A 19291-nucleotide genomic window follows, 5' to 3' on the forward strand; every position below is an offset into this window, starting at 1 on the left:
CAAACTAAAAAAACTATTCCCTAATAAGGAAGGAGAAATTACCCAATGGCAAGAGAGTTCTCCTTAGACAAAACTCGTAATATTGGTATCATGGCTCACATCGATGCTGGTAAAACGACAACGACTGAGCGTATCTTATACTACACTGGTCGTATCCATAAAATTGGTGAAACTCACGAAGGAGCTTCCCAAATGGACTGGATGGAGCAGGAGCAAGAACGTGGTATTACAATCACTTCTGCTGCTACTACAGCACAATGGAAAGGTTACCGTGTAAACATCATCGATACACCAGGACACGTAGACTTCACTGTTGAAGTTGAACGTTCTTTACGTGTACTTGATGGTGCGGTAGCAGTTCTTGATGCACAATCAGGTGTAGAGCCACAAACTGAAACAGTTTGGCGCCAAGCAACAACTTACGGAGTACCTCGTATCGTATTCGTTAACAAAATGGATAAAACCGGTGCGGACTTCCTTTACTCTGTAGGCACATTAAGAGATCGTCTTCAAGCGAACGCTCATGCAATTCAATTGCCGATCGGCGCTGAAGATCAATTCGAAGGAATCATCGACCTTGTAGATAACGTAGCATACTTCTACGAAGATGACCTTGGAACTCGCTCTGATGCACAAGAAATCCCTGCTGAGTATAAAGACAAAGCTGAAGAGCTTCGCAACAGCCTTATTGAAGCTGTCGCTGAGCTTGATGAAGAGCTTATGGAAAAATACCTTGAGGGTGAAGAAATTACAATTCCTGAATTGAAAGCTGCAATCCGTAAAGGAACGTTGAATGTTGAATTCTACCCAGTTCTTGTTGGATCTGCTTTCAAAAACAAAGGTGTTCAGCTTGTACTTGATGCTGTGCTTGATTACCTTCCTGCACCAACTGATGTTGCTGCAATCAAAGGTATCCTGCCAGATTCAAATGAAGAGGTTGTTCGTGAGTCTACTGATGACGCACCATTCGCAGCTCTTGCATTTAAAGTTATGACTGACCCTTATGTTGGGAAACTTACTTTCTTCCGCGTATACTCTGGAACACTTGCTTCAGGTTCATACGTGAAGAACTCTTCTAAGAACAAGCGTGAGCGTGTTGGACGTATCCTTCAAATGCACGCAAACAGCCGTGAAGAAATCTCTACTGTATATGCAGGGGATATCGCAGCAGCTGTTGGTCTTAAAGATACATCTACTGGTGACACTCTTTGTGACGAGAAAGATACTGTTATCCTTGAGTCTATGGAATTCCCAGAGCCAGTTATCGATGTAGCAATCGAGCCTAAATCAAAAGCTGACCAAGATAAAATGGGTATCGCTTTAGCTAAACTAGCTGAAGAGGATCCAACATTCCGTACACAAACAAACCCTGAAACTGGTCAAACGATCATCTCTGGTATGGGTGAGCTTCACCTTGATATCATTGTTGACCGTATGAAGCGTGAGTTCAAGGTTGAAGCTAACGTAGGTGCTCCTCAAGTTGCGTACCGTGAAACATTCCGTTCTGGTGCAAAAGTTGAAGGTAAATTCGTACGTCAGTCTGGTGGACGTGGTCAGTTCGGACACGTTTGGATCGAATTCGAACCAAACGAAGAAGGCGCAGGCTTCGAATTCCAAAATGCAATCGTCGGTGGGGTTGTTCCTCGTGAATACATTCCAGCTATTCAAGCAGGTCTTGAAGATTCACTTGAAAATGGTGTATTAGCTGGATTCCCATTAATCGACATCAAAGCTAAATTATTTGATGGATCATACCACGATGTTGACTCGAACGAAATGGCGTTTAAAATTGCTGCATCTATGGCATTGAAAAATGCTGTCAGCAAATGTAACCCAGTTCTACTTGAGCCAATGATGAAAGTGGAAGTCGTTATCCCTGAAGAATACATGGGAGACATCATGGGTGATATCACATCTCGTCGTGGACGTGTAGAAGGTATGGAAGCTCGCGGTAACGCTCAAGTTGTTCGCGCAATGGTTCCACTTTCTGAAATGTTCGGATATGCAACTTCACTCCGTTCTAACACACAAGGACGCGGTACTTTCACTATGCACATGGATCACTACGAAGAAGTGCCTAAGAGCATCAGTGAAGAAATCATCAAAAAAAATAAAGGTGAATAATTGATTTTGCCTTTAAACTAAAGTATAACTACTATTGAAGATCAGAAAGTGAGGGGTAACTCTTCACTTTCTATCACTCTATACCAAATACAATGAACCTTTAAGGAGGATTTTTAGAATGGCTAAAGAAAAATTCGACCGTTCCAAATCGCATGCTAACATTGGTACAATTGGACACGTTGACCATGGTAAAACAACTCTAACTGCTGCTATCTCAACAGTTCTTCATAAGAAGTCTGGTAAAGGATCAGCTATGGGATATGACCAAATCGATGGTGCTCCAGAAGAGCGCGAGCGTGGAATCACAATCTCAACTTCACACGTCGAGTATGAAACAGACACTCGTCACTATGCACACGTAGACTGCCCAGGACACGCTGACTACGTTAAAAACATGATCACTGGTGCTGCTCAAATGGACGGCGCGATCTTAGTAGTATCTGCTGCTGATGGTCCAATGCCACAAACACGTGAGCACATCCTACTTTCTCGTAACGTAGGTGTACCATACATCGTAGTATTCCTTAACAAATGTGACATGGTTGACGATGAAGAGTTACTTGAACTTGTTGAAATGGAAGTTCGTGACCTTCTTTCTGACTATGACTTCCCTGGTGATGATGTTCCAGTTATCAAAGGTTCTGCTCTTAAAGCTCTTGAAGGAGATGCTGATTACGAAGCAAAAATCTTTGAACTTATGGATGCGGTTGATGAGTACATCCCAACTCCAGAACGTGACATTGAGAAGCCATTCATGATGCCAGTTGAGGATGTATTCTCAATCACTGGTCGTGGAACTGTTGCTACTGGTCGTGTTGAGCGTGGACAAGTTAAAGTCGGTGACGAAGTTGAAATCATCGGTCTTCAAGAAGACAATGGTAAAACAACTGTTACAGGTGTTGAAATGTTCCGTAAACTTCTTGACTATGCTGAAGCTGGTGACAACATCGGTGCACTACTTCGTGGTGTATCTCGTGAAGATATCCAACGTGGTCAAGTACTTGCTAAACCAGGTACAATCACTCCACATAGCCGTTTCAAAGCTGAAGTTTATGTACTTTCTAAAGAAGAGGGTGGACGTCATACTCCATTCTTCGCTAACTACCGTCCGCAGTTCTACTTCCGTACAACTGACGTAACTGGTATCGTACATCTTCCAGAAGGTACTGAAATGGTTATGCCTGGCGATAACACTGAGATGGAAGTTGAACTTATCTCTACTATCGCTATCGAAGAAGGAACTCGTTTCTCTATCCGTGAGGGTGGACGTACTGTAGGTTCTGGCGTCGTTTCAAATATCATTAAGTAATAAACATTTAAAAGAGACTCCTTGCAAAAGGGTCTCTTTTTTTGCTTTTCCAGATCAGAACGGCTACTATAAGCTATAGAATCTAAATGGAACCGAGAGGATCACTGGAATGGCGAAGACATATTTGAAGAAATGGTTAATCGGCGGGGTTGACCAATGGATTATGATCAAAGAAGATCACACAAGTGAAGCGAAGCCTGTTCTATTATTTTTACACGGTGGGCCCGGCTCCGCTCAAATCAGCTATATCGACTCATTTCATGAGGAACTTAATCACGATTTTACAGTTGTTCATTGGGATCAGCGAGGTGCGGGACTTTCCTATCAAAAGAACCTCCCCAATACTTCTATGACCATTCAGCAATTTATTGAAGATACGATTGAACTGACAGAGAAAGTCCTTTCATATCTAGGTCAATCAAAATTGTACATCGCCGGATATTCATGGGGGTCATTAATCGCCATACAAGCAGTACATAAGCGCCCAGATCTATATCACGCTTATTATGGAATTAGTCAGGTAGTAGATGTAATAAAAGAAGATATTGTGTCATACAAGCTTCTTTTGGAGAAATGCGAACGAAATCGGTTGTTTACTTGTTGCCTGCGATTACTGACGCCTCCTCCGTGGAAACGAATATCAGCTCATGCTCTGTTCTCTCTATATAAAGAGCTCGGAAGCGTAGGTCTCACACATAGGTGGAAGCCGCTGATTCAAATGCTACGCGGGTTTCTTTTTAGTAAGGAATATCAGCTCAAAGATAAGTGGAATTTCCTTAAAGGACAGAAGCTTAGTCAGGACATGCTATGGAATGAATTGATGAATGAGAGCATTGAATACCGAGTTTCTACTATATTAATACCTTGTTACTTTATCATTGGTGAATATGACATGATTACACCAGCTGCTGTATCAAAACCTTATGTTGAGCAATTAACAGCACCAGTCAAAGAATGGTTCACTTTTAAAGAATCTGCACATTCCCCGCATCTAGAAGAGCCAGAAGAATTTATTCGTACCATAAAAAAGACGGCTGTACATCATCTTCAGGGAAAGCTTGATTTATAGGCTCAACCCCTGTATAATATGAAAAGTGTGCAAATCATAAATTTATCCGATTTATTATTGCAACACGCAGGCCAATTTGGTACAATAGTGCATGTTGGTCTTTGACTGCGATGAAGTGAGAGGTTGCTGACACACCCGGCCGCTTTGCCATGGCAAGGTGATCAGGTTTTTCTCACGGAGAACTGTCTAACGTAAGTAGGCGAAAAGGAGGGAAAATAATGGCAAAACAAAAAATTCGTATTCGTTTAAAAGCATATGATCATAGAATTCTTGATCAATCTGCTGAGAAGATTGTTGAAACGGCTAAGCGTTCTGGTGCTAGTGTATCTGGTCCAATTCCGCTTCCAACTGAAAAATCAGTTTACACAATCCTTCGTGCGGTGCATAAGTACAAAGATTCTCGTGAGCAATTTGAGATGCGTACTCACAAACGTCTAATCGACATCGTGAATCCAACTCCACAAACAGTTGATGCACTTATGCGTTTAGATTTACCATCTGGTGTAGATATCGAAATCAAACTTTAATTCAAATAGAAAACACATATTATAGGAGGTGTGACTAATGACCAAAGGAATCTTAGGTAGAAAAATTGGTATGACGCAAGTATTCGCAGAAAACGGTGATCTTATCCCTGTAACTGTTGTTGAGGCTGCTGCTAACGTTGTTCTTCAAAAGAAGACTGCTGACACGGATGGCTATGAAGCAATCCAAATCGGTTTTGACGACAAACGTGAAAAGCTTTCTAACAAACCAGAGAAGGGCCACGTTGCTAAAGCGGAAACTGCTCCTAAGCGCTTCGTAAAAGAATTACGCGGTGCGGAGTTAGATGCGTATGAAGTTGGTCAGGAAGTCAAAGTTGATATTTTCGCAAATGGAGATATCGTAGATGTAACAGGAACATCAAAAGGTAAAGGATTCCAAGGGGCTATCAAGCGCCACGGACAATCACGCGGACCAATGACTCACGGTTCACGTTACCACCGTCGTCCTGGTTCAATGGGGCCTGTTGATCCAAACCGAGTATTCAAAGGTAAACTTCTTCCAGGTCGTATGGGCGGAGAGCAAATCACTGTCCAAAACCTTGAGATCGTTAAAGTTGATGCAGAACGCAATCTTCTATTGATCAAAGGAAATGTACCAGGAGCTAAAAAATCTCTAGTAACTGTAAAGAGTGCAGTTAAATCTAAATAACTCTCTTAGGAAAGGAGGAAACAAGTCATGCCAAAAGTAGCATTATTTAACCAAAACGGTTCTACTAACGGTGAAATCGAATTAAACGCTTCTGTGTTTGGAATCGAGCCAAACGAAAGCGTAGTATTCGATGCTATTCTTATGCAAAGAGCTTCCTTACGTCAAGGAACTCACAAAGTAAAAACTCGTTCTGAAGTACGTGGCGGAGGTCGTAAGCCTTGGAGACAGAAGGGTACTGGTCGTGCTCGTCAAGGTTCTATCCGTTCACCACAATGGCGCGGAGGCGGTATCGTATTCGGTCCAACACCACGCAGCTATTCTTATAAATTACCTAAAAAAGTTCGCCGCTTGGCTATCAAGTCAGTATTGTCTTCTAAAGTAATCGACAACAACATCATCGTTCTTGAAGATCTGACTCTTGATGCAGTGAAAACGAAAGAATTCGCAGGCATCCTTAAAGGATTATCTGTCGAGAAGAAAGCGTTGATCGTCACTGCGGATGCAAACGAAACAGTTGCTTTATCTGCTCGTAACATCCCTGGAGTAACAGTTGTTGAAGCTAACGGTATCAACGTTCTTGACGTTGTCAACCACGAGAAACTTCTGATCACTAAAGCAGCGGTTGAAAAAGTAGAGGAGGGACTTGCATAATGAAAGATCCTCGTGATGTTCTAAAGCGCCCTATCATTACTGAACGTTCTGCTGATCTAATGACAGAGAAGAAGTACACGTTCGAAGTTGATGTCAGAGCTAACAAAACAGAAGTGAAAGACGCTGTTGAAGAAATCTTTGGAGTGAAAGTTGAGAAAGTCAACGTTCAAAATTACAAAGGGAAATCTAAACGCGTTGGACGCTACACTGGTATGACTAGCCGTCGCAGAAAAGCGATCGTGAAATTAACAGCTGACAGCAAAGAAATCGAAATTTTTGAAGCGTAAATCTTAAAAAGAAGGAGGGAAATTCAAAATGGCGATTAAAAAGTATAAACCAACCAGTAATGGTCGTCGTGGCATGACTACTTCAGATTTTGCTGAAATCACGACTGACAAACCAGAAAAATCGTTGCTTGCGCCGCTTCACAGAAAAGGCGGACGTAACAACCAAGGTAGAATGACTGTTCGTCATCAAGGTGGCGGTCATAAACGTCAATACCGTATCATCGACTTTAAACGTGATAAAGACGGTATACCTGGACGCGTTGCTACAATCGAGTATGATCCAAACCGTTCAGCGAACATCGCTCTTGTAAACTATGCAGATGGTGAGAAACGTTACATTCTTGCTCCGAAAGGAATCCAAGTTGGTACTGAAGTTACTTCTGGACCAGAATCTGACATCAAACCAGGTAATGCTCTTCCACTTATCAACATCCCAGTTGGTACAGTTGTGCATAACATTGAATTAAAACCAGGTAAAGGTGGACAATTAGTTCGTTCTGCTGGTACTTCTGCTCAAGTTCTTGGTAAAGAAGGTAAATACGTTCTTGTACGTTTGAACTCAGGAGAAGTTCGTATGATTCTTTCTGCTTGCCGTGCGACTATCGGTCAAGTTGGAAACGAGCAACACGAATTAATTAACATCGGTAAAGCTGGACGTTCACGCTGGAAAGGCGTACGCCCAACAGTTCGTGGTTCTGTAATGAACCCTAACGATCACCCACACGGTGGTGGTGAAGGACGTGCTCCAATCGGACGTAAATCACCAATGTCTCCATGGGGCAAACCGACTCTTGGATTCAAGACTCGTAAGAAAACCAACAAGTCTGATAAATTCATTGTACGTCGTCGTAAAAACAAGTAACGGGGTTGTCTACGGTTCATTTAGGACCGTAGTTCAATCACGAAGGGAGGTTCCACAATGGCTCGCAGCTTAAAAAAAGGACCATTTGTTGATGATCATTTGATGGCTAAAGTCGAGAAATTGAATGAAACTGACAAAAAGCAAGTCGTAAAAACTTGGTCTCGTCGTTCTACAATTTTCCCACAATTCATCGGTCACACAATCGCTGTCTATGACGGACGCAAACATGTACCTGTTTTCATTTCTGAAGATATGGTAGGTCACAAATTGGGCGAATTCGCACCAAGCCGTACTTACAAAGGTCATGCTAGTGACGATAAAAAAACAAGACGCTAATGAGAGGAGGCTTTTAAATGCAAGCTAAAGCTGTCGCAAGAACAGTCCGTATTGCTCCTCGTAAAGCACGTCTAGTAATGGACCTGATCCGAGGTAAGCAAGTAGGAGAAGCAGTTTCTATCTTAAACCTTACACCTAAGGCTGCTTCACCAATTATTGAAAAAGTATTAAAATCTGCTATCGCAAACGCTGAGCACAACTACGAGTTGGACGCTAACAGCCTAGTGATTACTCAAGCATTCGTTGACGAAGGTCCAACACTTAAGAGATTCCGTCCACGTGCTATGGGTCGTGCGAGCGCAATTAACAAACGTACTAGCCACATTACAATCGTTGTATCAGAAAAGAAGGAGGGATAATCCGTGGGTCAAAAGGTAAATCCAGTAGGTCTTCGTATTGGCGTCATTCGTGATTGGGAATCTAAATGGTTCGCAGGAAAAGATTACGCTGACTTCTTACATGAAGACTTGAAAATCCGTGAATTCATCAGCAAGCGTTTGTCTGACGCGTCTGTTTCTAAAGTAGAAATCGAACGTGCTGCAAACCGCGTAAATATCACAATCCACACGGCTAAACCAGGTATGGTAATTGGTAAAGGCGGATCTGAAGTTGAAGCACTTCGTAAAGCTCTTAACAGCCTAACTGGCAAACGTGTACACATCAACATCCTTGAAATCAAAAGAGCAGATCTTGATGCTCAGCTAGTTGCTGAAAACATCGCTCGTCAACTTGAAAATCGTATTTCATTCCGTCGTGCACAAAAACAAACAATCCAACGCACAATGCGTGCTGGAGCACAAGGAATCAAAACAATGGTTTCTGGTCGTCTTGGCGGTGCAGATATTGCTCGTTCTGAATATTACAGTGAAGGTACTGTTCCGTTGCACACACTTCGTGCTGACATCGACTATGCTACTGCTGAAGCTGACACTACTTATGGTAAGCTTGGCGTAAAAGTATGGATCTATCGTGGAGAAGTCCTTCCAACTAAGAAGAATACTGCGGAAGGAGGAAAATAATATGTTATTGCCAAAACGCGTGAAGTATCGCAGAGAACATCGTGGAAAAATGCGTGGACGTGCAAAAGGTGGTACTGAAGTACATTTCGGTGAGTACGGTATCCAAGCTCAAGAAGCTTCTTGGATCACGAACCGTCAAATCGAAGCTGCTCGTATTGCTATGACTCGTTACATGAAACGTGGCGGTAAAGTTTGGATTAAAATTTTCCCTTCTAAGCCATACACAGCTAAACCTCTAGAGGTCCGCATGGGTTCCGGTAAAGGTGCTCCAGAAGGATGGGTGGCTGTAGTAAAACCAGGCAAAGTTTTATTTGAAATTTCTGGTGTGTCTGAAGAAGTTGCTCGTGAAGCTCTTCGTCTTGCATCTCACAAATTGCCAATTAAAACGAAGTTCGTAAAACGTGAAGAAATTGGTGGTGAATCAAATGAAAGCTAATGAAATTCGTGACCTTACCACTGCTGAAATTGAACAAAAAGTAAAGTCTCTTAAAGAAGAACTTTTCAATCTTCGTTTCCAATTAGCGACTGGGCAGCTTGAAAACACTGCTCGCATTCGTGAAGTGCGTAAATCAATCGCACGCATGAAAACTGTGATTCGTCAAAGAGAAATCGCTGCTAATAAATAATAATTAGAGGGGAGGCCCCGCAAACATGAGCGAACGTAACCAACGTAAAGTGTATCAAGGTCGTGTTGTTTCTGACAAAATGGATAAAACCATCACTGTTGTAGTTGAGACATACAAAAAGCATTCACTTTATGGCAAACGTGTAAGATACTCTAAAAAGTTCAAAGCACATGATGAAAACAACCAAGCAAAAATCGGAGACATCGTAAAGGTCATGGAAACTCGTCCTTTATCTGCGACTAAACGCTTTCGTCTAGTTGAAGTTGTCGAAGAAGCCGTTATTATCTAATAAAGTTCGGATTTCTTTTTCCGAAAGGAGGTAACATTAATGATTCAACAGGAGACTCGTTTAAAAGTAGCTGACAACTCTGGCGCACGCGAAGTACTAACGATTAAAGTTCTTGGTGGCTCTGGACGTAAGACGGCTAACATCGGTGATGTCATTGTTTGTACGGTTAAACAAGCAACACCAGGAGGCGTTGTCAAAAAAGGTGAAGTTGTGAAAGCAGTTATCGTTCGTACAAAGAGCGGAGCTCGCAGAAACGATGGATCTTACATCAGCTTCGATGAAAATGCATGTGTCATTATCCGTGACGACAAGAGCCCACGTGGAACTCGTATCTTCGGACCAGTAGCACGTGAACTTCGTGAAAACAACTATATGAAAATTGTTTCTCTAGCACCAGAAGTACTTTAATGAATACAATCCGCGACTCAAGGAGGTGCGATTAAATGCATGTTAAAAAGGGCGATAAAGTAGTGGTTATCTCTGGTAAAGATAAAGGTAAACAAGGAGTCATCCTTGCTGCTTTCCCTAAGAATGACCGTGTTTTAGTAGAAGGTATTAACCTTGTGAAAAAACACTCTAAACCAACCCAAGCTAACCCTCAGGGCGGAATTTCTGAACAAGAAGCGCCGATCCACGTATCAAACGTAATGCCGCTTGATCCTAAAACGGGTGAAGTGACACGTGTTGGGTATAAAGTTGAGGACGGAAAGAAAGTCCGTGTAGCGAAAAAATCTGGGCAAGTTCTAGATAAATAGTAAATAAGGAAGGGAGGTCTTTCTCATGAACCGCCTTAAAGAAAAGTATGTAAAAGAAATTACACCTGCATTAGTTTCTAAGTTTGAATACAAATCAGTAATGCAAGTGCCAAAAATCGAAAAAATCGTGATCAACATGGGTGTTGGTGACGCCGTTCAAAACGCTAAAGCAATCGATACTGCTGTTGAAGAATTAACGTTTATCGCTGGTCAAAAACCTGTCGTTACTCGTGCGAAGAAATCTATTGCTGGATTCCGTCTACGTGAAGGAATGCCAATCGGTGCGAAAGTAACACTTCGCGGAGAGCGCATGTACGATTTCCTTGATAAACTTATTTCTGTATCTTTACCACGTGTACGTGACTTCCGCGGGATTTCTAAGAAATCTTTCGACGGTCGTGGAAACTACACGCTTGGTATTAAAGAACAGTTAATCTTCCCAGAAATTGATTACGATAAAGTAACAAAAGTCCGCGGTATGGATATCGTTATCGTTACGACTGCCAATACGGACGAAGAAGCACGTGAGTTATTAACTCAAGTAGGTATGCCGTTCCAGAAATAATCAATGAAAGGGAGGCGAAATCGTGGCTAAAAAGTCTATGATTGCGAAACAACAACGCAAACAAAAGTTTAAAGTTCAAGAGTATACGCGCTGCGAACGTTGTGGACGTCCACATTCAGTAATTCGCAAGTTTAAACTTTGCCGTATTTGTTTCCGCGAACTTGCATATAAAGGACAAATTCCTGGCGTTAAAAAAGCCAGCTGGTAATCCCCATAAATGGGAAGGAGGTTATTAAATAATGGTTATGACAGATCCGATTGCAGATTTGCTGACTCGTATTCGCAATGCGAACATGGTACGTCATGAGAAGCTAGAAGTACCGGCTTCAAAAATCAAAAGAGAAATTGCTGAAATCTTAAAGCGTGAAGGTTTTATCCGTGACGTTGAATATGTAGAAGACAGCAAACAAGGAATTATCCGTATGTTCCTTAAATATGGCCAAAACAACGAACGTGTTATCACTGGTCTTAAAAGAATCAGTAAACCTGGTTTACGTGTATATGCGAAATCAAATGAAGTACCACGTGTACTTAACGGACTTGGAATCGCAATTATTTCTACATCACAAGGTGTTTTATCGGACAAAGAAGCCCGTGCTAAACAAGCTGGTGGAGAAGTACTTGCTTACGTATGGTAAAAAAAGTTTAAGATGAATGGAGGTGCTTGGTATGTCTCGTATAGGTAAAAAACTAATCGAGATCCCTTCAGGAGTTACTGTGACAAACAACGATAACACAGTGACAGTAAAGGGACCAAAAGGTGAACTAACTCGTACATTTCACCCTGATATGGAAATTAAAATTGAGGACAGCGTCTTAACTGTAAGCCGTCCGTCTGATCATAAAGAACACCGTGCATTACATGGTACAACACGTAGCTTAATTGCAAACATGGTTGAAGGTGTATCTAAAGGTTTCGAAAGAGGTTTAGAACTTATCGGTGTCGGTTACCGTGCAGCTAAATCTGGAAACAAACTTGTTCTTAACGTTGGATACTCTCATCCAGTTGAAATCGTTCCTGAGGCTGGAGTTGAAGTCGAAGTTCCATCTCAAACGAAAGTAGTCATTAAAGGTATCGATAAAGAGCGTGTGGGAGCTCTAGCTTCTAACATCCGCGCTGTCCGTTCTCCAGAGCCTTACAAAGGTAAAGGAATTCGTTACGAAGGTGAATTCGTTCGCCGTAAAGAAGGAAAAACTGGTAAGTAAGATCGCTTAATGTGAAGAAAGGAGTGACTCGGATGATTACGAAAACTAGCAAAAACGCTACTCGTCTTAAAAGACACGCTCGTGTTCGTGCGAAACTTTCAGGTACTGCTGAAAGACCTCGCCTTAACGTTTTCCGTTCTAACAAGAACATCTACGCTCAAGTAATTGATGATGTTAACGGTGTAACACTTGTAAGTGCTTCTACTCTTGATAAAGAGTTAAAGATCGAGAATAGTTCTGACGCTGCAGCTGCTACTAAAGTTGGCGAACTTGTTGCAAAACGTGCTGTTGAAAAAGGAATCTCTAACGTGGTATTTGACCGCGGAGGATACTTATATCATGGACGTGTAAAAGCTCTAGCTGAAGCTGCTCGTGAGGCTGGACTTAAATTTTAATAAAAGAAGGAGGGACACATCCGAATGAGTCGTATTGACCAAAGCAAATTAGAGTTAGAAGAACGCTTAGTTACGGTTAACCGCGTAGCGAAAGTTGTTAAAGGTGGACGTCGTTTCCGTTTTGCAGCTTTAGTTGTTGTCGGTGACAAAAACGGTCATGTAGGTTTCGGTACTGGTAAAGCACAAGAAGTACCAGAAGCGATCCGCAAAGCTGTTGAAGATGCGAAAAAGAATTTAATTGAAGTACCAATGGTTGGAACTACAATTCCACATGAAATCATCGGTCGATTCGGTGCAGGAAACGTTCTATTGAAGCCTGCTTCAGAAGGTACAGGAGTTATCGCTGGAGGCCCAGTGCGTGCGGTTCTTGAGCTTGCTGGTCTAGCTGATATCCTTTCTAAATCTCTAGGTTCTAATACACCGATCAACATGATCCGCGCAACACTTCAGGGTTTAAGTGAACTTAAACGTGCTGAAGACGTTGCGAAGCTTCGTGGAAAATCTGTAGAAGACCTGTTAGGATAAGGAGGGAACATTAATGGCAAATAAATTAGAAATTACCCTCAAACGCAGTGTAATCGGTCGCCCAGAAGATCAGCGTGTCACTGTTCGTACTCTTGGTCTTAAGAAAACAAACCAAACAGTCGTACATGAAGACAATGCAGCGATCCGCGGCATGATTAACAAGGTGTCTCATTTAGTTTCTGTTAAAGAACAATAAAACATTTTTAATCGATAAGGAGGTGCCCAAATGAAACTTCATGAATTGAAGCCTTCAGAAGGTTCACGTAAAGTACGCAACCGTGTTGGTCGTGGTATTGGATCAGGTAACGGTAAAACTTCTGGTAAAGGTCATAAAGGTCAAAACGCTCGTTCTGGCGGCGGTGTACGCCCTGGTTTCGAAGGTGGTCAGATGCCTTTATTCCAACGTCTTCCAAAACGTGGTTTTACAAACATCAACCGTAAAGATTACGCGGTAATCAACTTAGACAGATTAAACAGTTTTGACGAAGGAACGGAAGTAACTCCTGAACTTCTTCTAGAGACTGGTGCAATAAGCAAGTTAAAAGCAGGAGTAAAAATTCTTGGCAACGGTAAATTAGAAAAAAAATTAACTGTAAAAGCCAATAAATTCTCTGCTTCTGCGAAAGAAGCTATTGAAGCTGCTGGCGGTACAGCCGAGGTGATCTAACTTGTTTAAGACAATCTCCAATTTTATGCGCGTGAAAGATATACGGAATAAGATTATATTCACTCTTTTAATGTTAATCGTCTTTCGTATAGGTGCTTTCATCCCTGTGCCTAATGTGAACGCCGAAGTTCTCCAGGCACAGGATCAAATGAGTGTTTTCGGGATCCTCAACACGTTTGGGGGCGGGGCACTTTTCCAATTCTCCATTCTTGCAATGGGGATTATGCCGTATATCACCGCTTCGATCATCATTCAGCTCTTGCAGATGGATGTTGTTCCGAAGTTCACTGAGTGGTCAAAGCAAGGAGAGGTTGGCCGCCGAAAATTAGCACAATTCACAAGGTATTTTACAATTGTTCTAGGTTTTATCCAGGCGTTAGGAATGTCATATGGATTCAACAATATGGCAGGAGGCATGCTGATTGAAAACCCAGGTGTTTCAACGTACCTCTTAATTGCGGTCGTACTCACTGCGGGAACAGCATTTTTAATGTGGCTGGGAGAGCAGATTACTGCTCACGGTGTTGGTAACGGTATTTCGATTATTATCTTTGCCGGGATCATCGCAGGTATCCCTCAAACATTAAAACAAGTGTACGCTCAGCAGTTTGTAGGTGGAGATGGACAGCTGTTCATGCAAATCCTGAAAATTGCCCTTATTGTCATTGCTATTCTTGTCATTGTTATTGGTGTTATTTACATTCAAATGGCAGTGAGAAAGATTGCGATTCAATATTCAAAAGGAACTGGCCGTGCACAAATGTCTGCTAGTCAAGCAACGCATCTTCCATTGAAAGTGAATCCAGCAGGGGTGATTCCAGTCATCTTTGCCGTTTCTTTCATTATTACTCCGCAGACGGTCGCATCGTTCTTCGGAACCAATAATGTGACAACTTGGATAACCAACAACTTTGACTATACTAAGCCAATCGGTATGACGATTTATGTAGCACTGATTGTTGCTTTCACATATTTTTATGCCTTTGTCCAAGTGAATCCTGAACAAATGGCTGAAAATCTGCAAAAGCAGGGTGGCTATATCCCGGGAGTTCGTCCAGGGAAAATGACTCAAGATAGAATTACGAGCATTTTGTACCGACTCACGTTTGTGGGCGCCATTTTCTTAGCCGTGATTTCAATACTTCCTATCTTTTTCATTCAATTCGCTGGATTACCTTCCGCTGCACAAATTGGCGGCACAAGTCTTCTCATTGTTGTAGGTGTTGCACTTGAAACAATGAAACAGCTTGAAAGCCAATTAGTGAAACGAAACTACCGTGGATTTATGAAATAAAACAGAGGGCTGGGCTCCTGCCCAACCTCTCTAAGTAAGGAAGGGGAAATCCGAAATGAACTTAGTCTTAATGGGGCTTCCGGGTGCTGGTAAAGGCACTCAGGCAGAACGAATTGTTGATGATTATGGGATCCCTCATATCTCAACAGGAGATATGTTCCGCGCTGCTATGAAAGAGGAGACACAACTTGGGCTCGAAGCAAAATCCTTTATCGATAAAGGAGAGCTTGTTCCTGATGAGGTCACAATCGGTATTGTTAGAGAAAGACTTGGCAAAAATGATTGTGAACAAGGTTTTCTTCTGGACGGATTTCCGCGAACAGTCGCTCAGGCTGAAGCTTTAGAAGACATTCTAAAGGACCTTGGCAGAACGATTGATTATGTCATTAATATTAAAGTCGATAAAGATGCATTGATGGAGCGTCTGACTGGCCGAAGAATTTGCAAAAATTGCGGAGCAACCTATCATTTAGTATTCAATCCACCTGCGAAAGAAAATGTTTGCGATAAGTGTGGAGGCGAGCTTTATCAACGTGCAGATGATAATGCAGAAACCGTTTCGACTAGACTTGAAGTAAACTTAAAGCAGACTGAACCTTTACTGAACTTCTATTCAGAAAAAGGATATCTTGCAAACATTGATGGTGCAAAACACATTAACGATGTATATGCAGATATCAAGGACCTGCTTGGGGGATTAAATAAATGATTATCTGTAAAACTCCTCGCGAGCTTGAGATTATGAGAGAAGCTGGACGCATTGTCGCACTGACTCATGAAGAGCTGAAGAAACACATAAAACCAGGTATTTCGACAAAAGAATTGGATCAAATTGCCGAACGTTTTATTACAAAGCAGGGTGCAATCCCATCTTTTAAAGGGTATAATGGTTTTCGCGGGAGCATTTGCGTTTCGGTGAATGAAGAACTCGTTCACGGTATTCCTGGTAAACGGGTTTTACGTGATGGTGACATCATTAGTATCGATATTGGCGCAAAGTTAAATGGCTATCATGGTGACTCTGCTTGGACTTATCCAGTTGGGGTAATCAGTGATGAAGACCGCAAACTACTGGAAGTCACAGAGGAATCTCTATATAAAGGCTTACAGGAAGCAAAGCCAGGCGAACGTCTGTCGAACATTTCCCATGCCATACAAACGTATGTAGAAAACGAGAATTTCTCAGTTGTTAGAGAATATGTTGGACATGGGGTCGGACAGGATCTTCATGAGGACCCTCAAATTCCTCATTATGGTCCGCCCAACAAAGGCCCGCGGCTAAAACCTGGAATGGTGTTGGCCATCGAACCGATGGTGAACGCAGGCAGCCGATATGTGAAAACATTGGCTGATAACTGGACGGTTGTAACGGTTGATGGGAAAAAGTGTGCTCACTTTGAGCATACGATTGCGATTACAGATACAGGTTTTGATATACTGACTAAGATTTAGGTCTTCACTGAAGCCTTTCAGGCCCAAATCGGGCAGGTTGTCTGTATAGTCCAAAGGAAAGAACAAGATCAGTATACAGGTGTCATCGGCATGTTCGGTGGCTGCCATGTACTAATCGCAGACGGAGAAAAGCGTAAATTTCATTCTCCTAAGAAAAAATATCAATCATATAACCTTTTATGGTTGCGTATCTCCGGAAGTTCAGAACAGTATATTCAAAACAGGTCGGGTGATAGATGGACAATTGAGATAAACTCATTTGGACATTTGTCAGAGAGCAAGTTACTGATTTGAAGAAGGGAGAACACTTGAATGGCGAAAGACGATGTAATTGAAGTGGAAGGTACTGTAGCAGAAACTTTGCCAAATGCAATGTTCAAAGTTGAACTAGAGAATGGTCATACAGTTTTGGCTCATGTATCAGGAAAAATCCGTATGCACTTCATTCGCATTTTACCTGGAGACAAAGTTACGGTAGAATTATCTCCATATGACTTAACTCGTGGTAGAATTACGTACCGTTACAAATAAAGCAACTCCGGAAGAAGGAGGTTGGAAACACATGAAAGTGAGACCATCTGTTAAACCTATCTGTGAAAAATGTAAAGTTATTCGCAGAAAAGGAAAAGTAATGGTGATCTGTGAAAACCCAAAACATAAACAAAAACAAGGCTAATAACAAGGAGGTGCCCAAATCATGGCTCGTATTGCTGGTGTAGATATTCCACGTGATAAACGTGTTGTCATTTCTTTAACATATGTTTTTGGAATTGGTCGTACGACTGCGCAACAAGTCCTTAAAGAAGCAGGTGTTTCTGAAGACACTCGCGTTCGCGATCTAACTGAAGACGAACTTGGTAAAATCCGTGATATCATTGACAAACTTAAAGTAGAAGGTGACCTTCGTCGTGAAGTTTCACTTAACATTAAGCGTCTAATTGAAATCGGAAGCTACCGCGGAATCCGTCATCGTAGAGGACTTCCTGTTCGTGGACAAAACACAAAAAACAACGCGCGTACTCGTAAAGGTCCGCGTCGTACTGTAGCTAACAAGAAAAAATAAGTAAAGGAGGTAGTTAAAGAATGGCTGCTGCTCGTAAACAAAATACGCGTAAACGTCGCGTGAAAAAGAATATTGAAGCTGGAATCGCTCATATTCGTTCCACTTTCAACAACACGATTGTAACGATTACTGATGTTCATGGAAACGCAATTTCTTGGTCAAGTGCTGGTGCATTAGGATTCAGAGGTTCTCGTAAATCTACTCCTTTCGCTGCACAAATGGCTGCTGAAACTGCTGCTAAAGGTTCTATCGAACATGGTCTTAAAACACTTGAAGTAACTGTTAAAGGTCCTGGTTCTGGTCGTGAAGCTGCAATTCGTGCACTTCAAGCTGCAGGTCTTGAAGTTACTGCAATCAGAGACGTAACTCCAGTTCCTCATAACGGATGCCGTCCACCAAAACGTCGCCGCGTGTAATTTGTTTGTATAGATTTTGTGTCCCTGTCAATAATGGGTTATGATACAGTTATTTATGAGACGAATACACGACTCGTTGCCTGAGCACATACGGGACTAAACAATGAGGAATTTCGGATGGAATCTCATATGATTCTATTCGAGGTTTCGACGTTTTGAAGGAGGGTTTTATTAGATGATCGAAATTGAAAAACCAAAAATCGAAACGGTTGAAATCAGCGACGATGCCAAGTATGGCAAGTTTGTCGTAGAGCCACTTGAGCGTGGATATGGTACCACTTTAGGGAACTCCCTTCGTCGTATCCTTTTATCCTCACTTCCTGGTGCAGCTGTAACATCGATCCAGATAGATGGTGTCTTACACGAATTCTCAACGATCGAAGGCGTGGTTGAAGATGTTACAACGATTATCTTAAACATTAAAAAGCTTGCACTCAAAATCTACTCTGAAGAAGAGAAGACGCTTGAAATTGATGTACAAGATGAAGGTACTGTAACAGCTGCTGATATTACACACGACAGCGATATTGAAATCTTAAATCCAGATCTCCACATCGCAACTCTTGGCAAGAATGCGAGCTTCCGTGTTCGCTTAACTGCACAAAGAGGTCGCGGGTATAATCCTGCTGATGCAAACAAAAGAGACGATCAGCCAATCGGTGTGATTCCGATCGACTCAATCTATACACCTGTCTCTCGTGTGACTTATCAAGTGGAGAACACCCGTGTTGGGCAAATCACAAACTATGATAAATTAACACTAGATGTATGGACTGATGGGAGCACAGGACCGAAAGAAGCGATCGCTCTAGGTTCTAAGATTTTAACTGAACACCTGAATATTTTCGTTGGGTTAACTGACGAAGCTCAGCATGCTGAGATTATGGTTGAGAAAGAAGAAGACCAAAAAGAAAAAGTGCTTGAAATGACAATTGAAGAGCTTGATCTTTCTGTTCGTTCTTACAACTGTTTGAAGCGTGCGGGTATTAATACTGTTCAAGAGCTTGCTAACAAGACAGAAGAGGATATGATGAAAGTTCGTAACCTTGGACGTAAATCTCTTGAAGAAGTGAAAGCGAAACTAGAAGAACTTGGACTGGGTCTTCGTAAAGACGATTGACTAGTTTCATTGTGAACTAGGATTTTCGTGTGTTTTTTATTCATACAGCATTCTCTAACTAAGGAGG

General features: G+C 42.0%; 32 protein-coding genes and 1 pseudogene. All 33 read left to right on the plus strand.

Features of this window, described 5'->3' with window-relative positions:
* The first annotated feature begins 45 nt into the window (after positions 1 to 45).
* The gene (gene fusA, locus NSQ36_RS00715; protein WP_050945820.1) at positions 46 to 2124 is read left to right on the plus strand and encodes an elongation factor G; all 2079 of its coding nucleotides are present in this window, start codon (positions 46 to 48) and stop codon (positions 2122 to 2124) included.
* Between the two features lie 118 nt (positions 2125 to 2242).
* On the plus strand, positions 2243 to 3433 hold the full coding sequence (gene tuf, locus NSQ36_RS00720) for an elongation factor Tu (protein ID WP_003217109.1): 1191 nt from the start codon (positions 2243 to 2245) through the stop codon (positions 3431 to 3433).
* Positions 3434 to 3542: 109 nt separating this feature from the next.
* Complete coding sequence (locus NSQ36_RS00725) at positions 3543 to 4502, plus strand: alpha/beta hydrolase (RefSeq protein ID WP_327840894.1); 960 nt, start codon at positions 3543 to 3545, stop codon at positions 4500 to 4502.
* A gap of 218 nt (positions 4503 to 4720) precedes the next feature.
* On the plus strand, positions 4721 to 5029 hold the full coding sequence (gene rpsJ / locus NSQ36_RS00730) for a 30S ribosomal protein S10 (protein ID WP_003156464.1): 309 nt from the start codon (positions 4721 to 4723) through the stop codon (positions 5027 to 5029).
* 37 nt (positions 5030 to 5066) lie between these two features.
* A complete protein-coding gene (rplC, locus tag NSQ36_RS00735) occupies positions 5067 to 5696 on the plus strand; it encodes a 50S ribosomal protein L3 (protein ID WP_003217069.1) in 630 nt (209 codons plus the stop codon).
* Positions 5697 to 5723: 27 nt separating this feature from the next.
* Positions 5724 to 6347 (plus strand): 50S ribosomal protein L4, encoded by a 624-nt coding sequence (gene rplD / locus NSQ36_RS00740; RefSeq protein WP_003217216.1) that lies wholly within the window; start codon positions 5724 to 5726, stop codon positions 6345 to 6347.
* Complete coding sequence (rplW, locus tag NSQ36_RS00745) at positions 6347 to 6634, plus strand: 50S ribosomal protein L23 (protein ID WP_003217016.1); 288 nt, start codon at positions 6347 to 6349, stop codon at positions 6632 to 6634. Before rplD ends, rplW begins: the two co-directional genes overlap by 1 nt.
* Positions 6635 to 6662: 28 nt before the next feature.
* Positions 6663 to 7496: a 50S ribosomal protein L2 gene (gene rplB, locus NSQ36_RS00750; RefSeq protein WP_003217065.1), complete on the plus strand. Its 834-nt coding sequence runs from the start codon at positions 6663 to 6665 to the stop codon at positions 7494 to 7496.
* Between the two features lie 57 nt (positions 7497 to 7553).
* Positions 7554 to 7832 carry a 30S ribosomal protein S19 gene (rpsS, locus tag NSQ36_RS00755; RefSeq protein WP_003216920.1) on the plus strand — a complete coding sequence of 93 codons (279 nt, stop codon included), beginning with the start codon at positions 7554 to 7556 and terminating at the stop codon, positions 7830 to 7832.
* Positions 7833 to 7849: 17 nt separating this feature from the next.
* Positions 7850 to 8191, plus strand: a complete 342-nt coding sequence (gene rplV / locus NSQ36_RS00760) for a 50S ribosomal protein L22 (protein ID WP_007496316.1) — start codon at positions 7850 to 7852, stop codon at positions 8189 to 8191.
* A 3-nt stretch (positions 8192 to 8194) separates the two neighbouring features.
* Positions 8195 to 8851: a 30S ribosomal protein S3 gene (rpsC, locus tag NSQ36_RS00765; protein ID WP_003217241.1), complete on the plus strand. Its 657-nt coding sequence runs from the start codon at positions 8195 to 8197 to the stop codon at positions 8849 to 8851.
* A 1-nt stretch (position 8852) separates the two neighbouring features.
* Positions 8853 to 9287 carry a 50S ribosomal protein L16 gene (gene rplP, locus NSQ36_RS00770; protein WP_003217039.1) on the plus strand — a complete coding sequence of 145 codons (435 nt, stop codon included), beginning with the start codon at positions 8853 to 8855 and terminating at the stop codon, positions 9285 to 9287.
* On the plus strand, positions 9277 to 9477 hold the full coding sequence (rpmC, locus tag NSQ36_RS00775; protein ID WP_003217155.1) for a 50S ribosomal protein L29: 201 nt from the start codon (positions 9277 to 9279) through the stop codon (positions 9475 to 9477). Before rplP ends, rpmC begins: the two co-directional genes overlap by 11 nt.
* Positions 9478 to 9502: 25 nt before the next feature.
* Positions 9503 to 9766: a 30S ribosomal protein S17 gene (gene rpsQ / locus NSQ36_RS00780; RefSeq protein WP_003216906.1), complete on the plus strand. Its 264-nt coding sequence runs from the start codon at positions 9503 to 9505 to the stop codon at positions 9764 to 9766.
* Between the two features lie 39 nt (positions 9767 to 9805).
* Entirely contained in the window at positions 9806 to 10174 is a 369-nt protein-coding gene (gene rplN / locus NSQ36_RS00785) for a 50S ribosomal protein L14 (RefSeq protein WP_003216882.1), read from the plus strand.
* Positions 10175 to 10209: 35 nt separating this feature from the next.
* Entirely contained in the window at positions 10210 to 10521 is a 312-nt protein-coding gene (gene rplX / locus NSQ36_RS00790; RefSeq protein ID WP_003217151.1) for a 50S ribosomal protein L24, read from the plus strand.
* A gap of 25 nt (positions 10522 to 10546) precedes the next feature.
* The gene (gene rplE, locus NSQ36_RS00795; RefSeq protein WP_003217159.1) at positions 10547 to 11086 is read left to right on the plus strand and encodes a 50S ribosomal protein L5; all 540 of its coding nucleotides are present in this window, start codon (positions 10547 to 10549) and stop codon (positions 11084 to 11086) included.
* A 22-nt stretch (positions 11087 to 11108) separates the two neighbouring features.
* Entirely contained in the window at positions 11109 to 11294 is a 186-nt protein-coding gene (gene rpsN, locus NSQ36_RS00800; RefSeq protein WP_008356542.1) for a 30S ribosomal protein S14, read from the plus strand.
* 31 nt (positions 11295 to 11325) lie between these two features.
* Entirely contained in the window at positions 11326 to 11724 is a 399-nt protein-coding gene (gene rpsH / locus NSQ36_RS00805) for a 30S ribosomal protein S8 (RefSeq protein ID WP_003217040.1), read from the plus strand.
* Positions 11725 to 11755: 31 nt separating this feature from the next.
* Positions 11756 to 12292: a 50S ribosomal protein L6 gene (gene rplF, locus NSQ36_RS00810; protein ID WP_003217186.1), complete on the plus strand. Its 537-nt coding sequence runs from the start codon at positions 11756 to 11758 to the stop codon at positions 12290 to 12292.
* A gap of 32 nt (positions 12293 to 12324) precedes the next feature.
* The gene (rplR, locus tag NSQ36_RS00815; protein WP_003216951.1) at positions 12325 to 12687 is read left to right on the plus strand and encodes a 50S ribosomal protein L18; all 363 of its coding nucleotides are present in this window, start codon (positions 12325 to 12327) and stop codon (positions 12685 to 12687) included.
* Positions 12688 to 12711: 24 nt separating this feature from the next.
* A complete protein-coding gene (gene rpsE / locus NSQ36_RS00820; protein ID WP_003217179.1) occupies positions 12712 to 13212 on the plus strand; it encodes a 30S ribosomal protein S5 in 501 nt (166 codons plus the stop codon).
* Between the two features lie 13 nt (positions 13213 to 13225).
* Positions 13226 to 13408: a 50S ribosomal protein L30 gene (rpmD, locus tag NSQ36_RS00825; RefSeq protein ID WP_003217067.1), complete on the plus strand. Its 183-nt coding sequence runs from the start codon at positions 13226 to 13228 to the stop codon at positions 13406 to 13408.
* 30 nt (positions 13409 to 13438) lie between these two features.
* The gene (rplO, locus tag NSQ36_RS00830; protein WP_003216888.1) at positions 13439 to 13879 is read left to right on the plus strand and encodes a 50S ribosomal protein L15; all 441 of its coding nucleotides are present in this window, start codon (positions 13439 to 13441) and stop codon (positions 13877 to 13879) included.
* Between the two features lies 1 nt (position 13880).
* Positions 13881 to 15173: a preprotein translocase subunit SecY gene (gene secY / locus NSQ36_RS00835; RefSeq protein ID WP_012008710.1), complete on the plus strand. Its 1293-nt coding sequence runs from the start codon at positions 13881 to 13883 to the stop codon at positions 15171 to 15173.
* Between the two features lie 55 nt (positions 15174 to 15228).
* Positions 15229 to 15882 carry an adenylate kinase gene (locus NSQ36_RS00840; RefSeq protein WP_012008711.1) on the plus strand — a complete coding sequence of 218 codons (654 nt, stop codon included), beginning with the start codon at positions 15229 to 15231 and terminating at the stop codon, positions 15880 to 15882.
* Positions 15879 to 16625, plus strand: coding sequence for a type I methionyl aminopeptidase (gene map / locus NSQ36_RS00845; RefSeq protein ID WP_003217210.1), 747 nt, complete (start codon positions 15879 to 15881; stop codon positions 16623 to 16625). The genes NSQ36_RS00840 and map overlap by 4 nt, the downstream gene beginning before the upstream one ends.
* Before the next feature lie 27 nt (positions 16626 to 16652).
* A pseudogene (locus NSQ36_RS00850) lies at positions 16653 to 16960 on the plus strand (RNA-binding protein).
* Entirely contained in the window at positions 16938 to 17156 is a 219-nt protein-coding gene (infA, locus tag NSQ36_RS00855) for a translation initiation factor IF-1 (RefSeq protein ID WP_003217190.1), read from the plus strand. The pseudogene NSQ36_RS00850 and the gene infA overlap by 23 nt, the downstream one beginning before the upstream one ends.
* 31 nt (positions 17157 to 17187) lie before the next feature.
* On the plus strand, positions 17188 to 17301 hold the full coding sequence (rpmJ, locus tag NSQ36_RS00860) for a 50S ribosomal protein L36 (protein ID WP_003156543.1): 114 nt from the start codon (positions 17188 to 17190) through the stop codon (positions 17299 to 17301).
* 21 nt (positions 17302 to 17322) lie between these two features.
* Complete coding sequence (gene rpsM, locus NSQ36_RS00865) at positions 17323 to 17688, plus strand: 30S ribosomal protein S13 (protein WP_003217023.1); 366 nt, start codon at positions 17323 to 17325, stop codon at positions 17686 to 17688.
* 20 nt (positions 17689 to 17708) lie between these two features.
* Entirely contained in the window at positions 17709 to 18104 is a 396-nt protein-coding gene (rpsK, locus tag NSQ36_RS00870; RefSeq protein WP_003217231.1) for a 30S ribosomal protein S11, read from the plus strand.
* Positions 18105 to 18279: 175 nt separating this feature from the next.
* Complete coding sequence (locus NSQ36_RS00875; protein ID WP_003217009.1) at positions 18280 to 19224, plus strand: DNA-directed RNA polymerase subunit alpha; 945 nt, start codon at positions 18280 to 18282, stop codon at positions 19222 to 19224.
* Positions 19225 to 19291 lie beyond the last annotated feature (67 nt).

Source organism: Bacillus sp. FSL W8-1143 (genome assembly GCF_037965155.1).
In the GTDB taxonomy this organism is placed as follows: domain Bacteria; phylum Bacillota; class Bacilli; order Bacillales; family Bacillaceae; genus Bacillus; species Bacillus pumilus.

Bases quoted from the DNA above. Each gene is read 5' to 3' on its own strand.
- fusA (WP_050945820.1), top strand. From the start codon at position 46: ATGGCAAGAGAGTTCTCCTTAGACAAAACTCGTAATATTGGTATCATG.
- tuf (WP_003217109.1), top strand. From the start codon at position 2,243: ATGGCTAAAGAAAAATTCGACCGTTCCAAATCGCATGCTAACATTGGT.
- NSQ36_RS00725 (WP_327840894.1), top strand. From the start codon at position 3,543: ATGGCGAAGACATATTTGAAGAAATGGTTAATCGGCGGGGTTGACCAA.
- rpsJ (WP_003156464.1), top strand. From the start codon at position 4,721: ATGGCAAAACAAAAAATTCGTATTCGTTTAAAAGCATATGATCATAGA.
- rplC (WP_003217069.1), top strand. From the start codon at position 5,067: ATGACCAAAGGAATCTTAGGTAGAAAAATTGGTATGACGCAAGTATTC.
- rplD (WP_003217216.1), top strand. From the start codon at position 5,724: ATGCCAAAAGTAGCATTATTTAACCAAAACGGTTCTACTAACGGTGAA.
- rplW (WP_003217016.1), top strand. From the start codon at position 6,347: ATGAAAGATCCTCGTGATGTTCTAAAGCGCCCTATCATTACTGAACGT.
- rplB (WP_003217065.1), top strand. From the start codon at position 6,663: ATGGCGATTAAAAAGTATAAACCAACCAGTAATGGTCGTCGTGGCATG.
- rpsS (WP_003216920.1), top strand. From the start codon at position 7,554: ATGGCTCGCAGCTTAAAAAAAGGACCATTTGTTGATGATCATTTGATG.
- rplV (WP_007496316.1), top strand. From the start codon at position 7,850: ATGCAAGCTAAAGCTGTCGCAAGAACAGTCCGTATTGCTCCTCGTAAA.
- rplP (WP_003217039.1), top strand. From the start codon at position 8,853: ATGTTATTGCCAAAACGCGTGAAGTATCGCAGAGAACATCGTGGAAAA.
- rpmC (WP_003217155.1), top strand. From the start codon at position 9,277: ATGAAAGCTAATGAAATTCGTGACCTTACCACTGCTGAAATTGAACAA.
- rpsQ (WP_003216906.1), top strand. From the start codon at position 9,503: ATGAGCGAACGTAACCAACGTAAAGTGTATCAAGGTCGTGTTGTTTCT.
- rplN (WP_003216882.1), top strand. From the start codon at position 9,806: ATGATTCAACAGGAGACTCGTTTAAAAGTAGCTGACAACTCTGGCGCA.
- rplX (WP_003217151.1), top strand. From the start codon at position 10,210: ATGCATGTTAAAAAGGGCGATAAAGTAGTGGTTATCTCTGGTAAAGAT.
- rplE (WP_003217159.1), top strand. From the start codon at position 10,547: ATGAACCGCCTTAAAGAAAAGTATGTAAAAGAAATTACACCTGCATTA.
- rpsH (WP_003217040.1), top strand. From the start codon at position 11,326: ATGGTTATGACAGATCCGATTGCAGATTTGCTGACTCGTATTCGCAAT.
- rplF (WP_003217186.1), top strand. From the start codon at position 11,756: ATGTCTCGTATAGGTAAAAAACTAATCGAGATCCCTTCAGGAGTTACT.
- rplR (WP_003216951.1), top strand. From the start codon at position 12,325: ATGATTACGAAAACTAGCAAAAACGCTACTCGTCTTAAAAGACACGCT.
- rpsE (WP_003217179.1), top strand. From the start codon at position 12,712: ATGAGTCGTATTGACCAAAGCAAATTAGAGTTAGAAGAACGCTTAGTT.
- rpmD (WP_003217067.1), top strand. From the start codon at position 13,226: ATGGCAAATAAATTAGAAATTACCCTCAAACGCAGTGTAATCGGTCGC.
- rplO (WP_003216888.1), top strand. From the start codon at position 13,439: ATGAAACTTCATGAATTGAAGCCTTCAGAAGGTTCACGTAAAGTACGC.
- NSQ36_RS00840 (WP_012008711.1), top strand. From the start codon at position 15,229: ATGAACTTAGTCTTAATGGGGCTTCCGGGTGCTGGTAAAGGCACTCAG.
- map (WP_003217210.1), top strand. From the start codon at position 15,879: ATGATTATCTGTAAAACTCCTCGCGAGCTTGAGATTATGAGAGAAGCT.
- infA (WP_003217190.1), top strand. From the start codon at position 16,938: ATGGCGAAAGACGATGTAATTGAAGTGGAAGGTACTGTAGCAGAAACT.
- rpmJ (WP_003156543.1), top strand. From the start codon at position 17,188: ATGAAAGTGAGACCATCTGTTAAACCTATCTGTGAAAAATGTAAAGTT.
- rpsM (WP_003217023.1), top strand. From the start codon at position 17,323: ATGGCTCGTATTGCTGGTGTAGATATTCCACGTGATAAACGTGTTGTC.
- rpsK (WP_003217231.1), top strand. From the start codon at position 17,709: ATGGCTGCTGCTCGTAAACAAAATACGCGTAAACGTCGCGTGAAAAAG.
- NSQ36_RS00875 (WP_003217009.1), top strand. From the start codon at position 18,280: ATGATCGAAATTGAAAAACCAAAAATCGAAACGGTTGAAATCAGCGAC.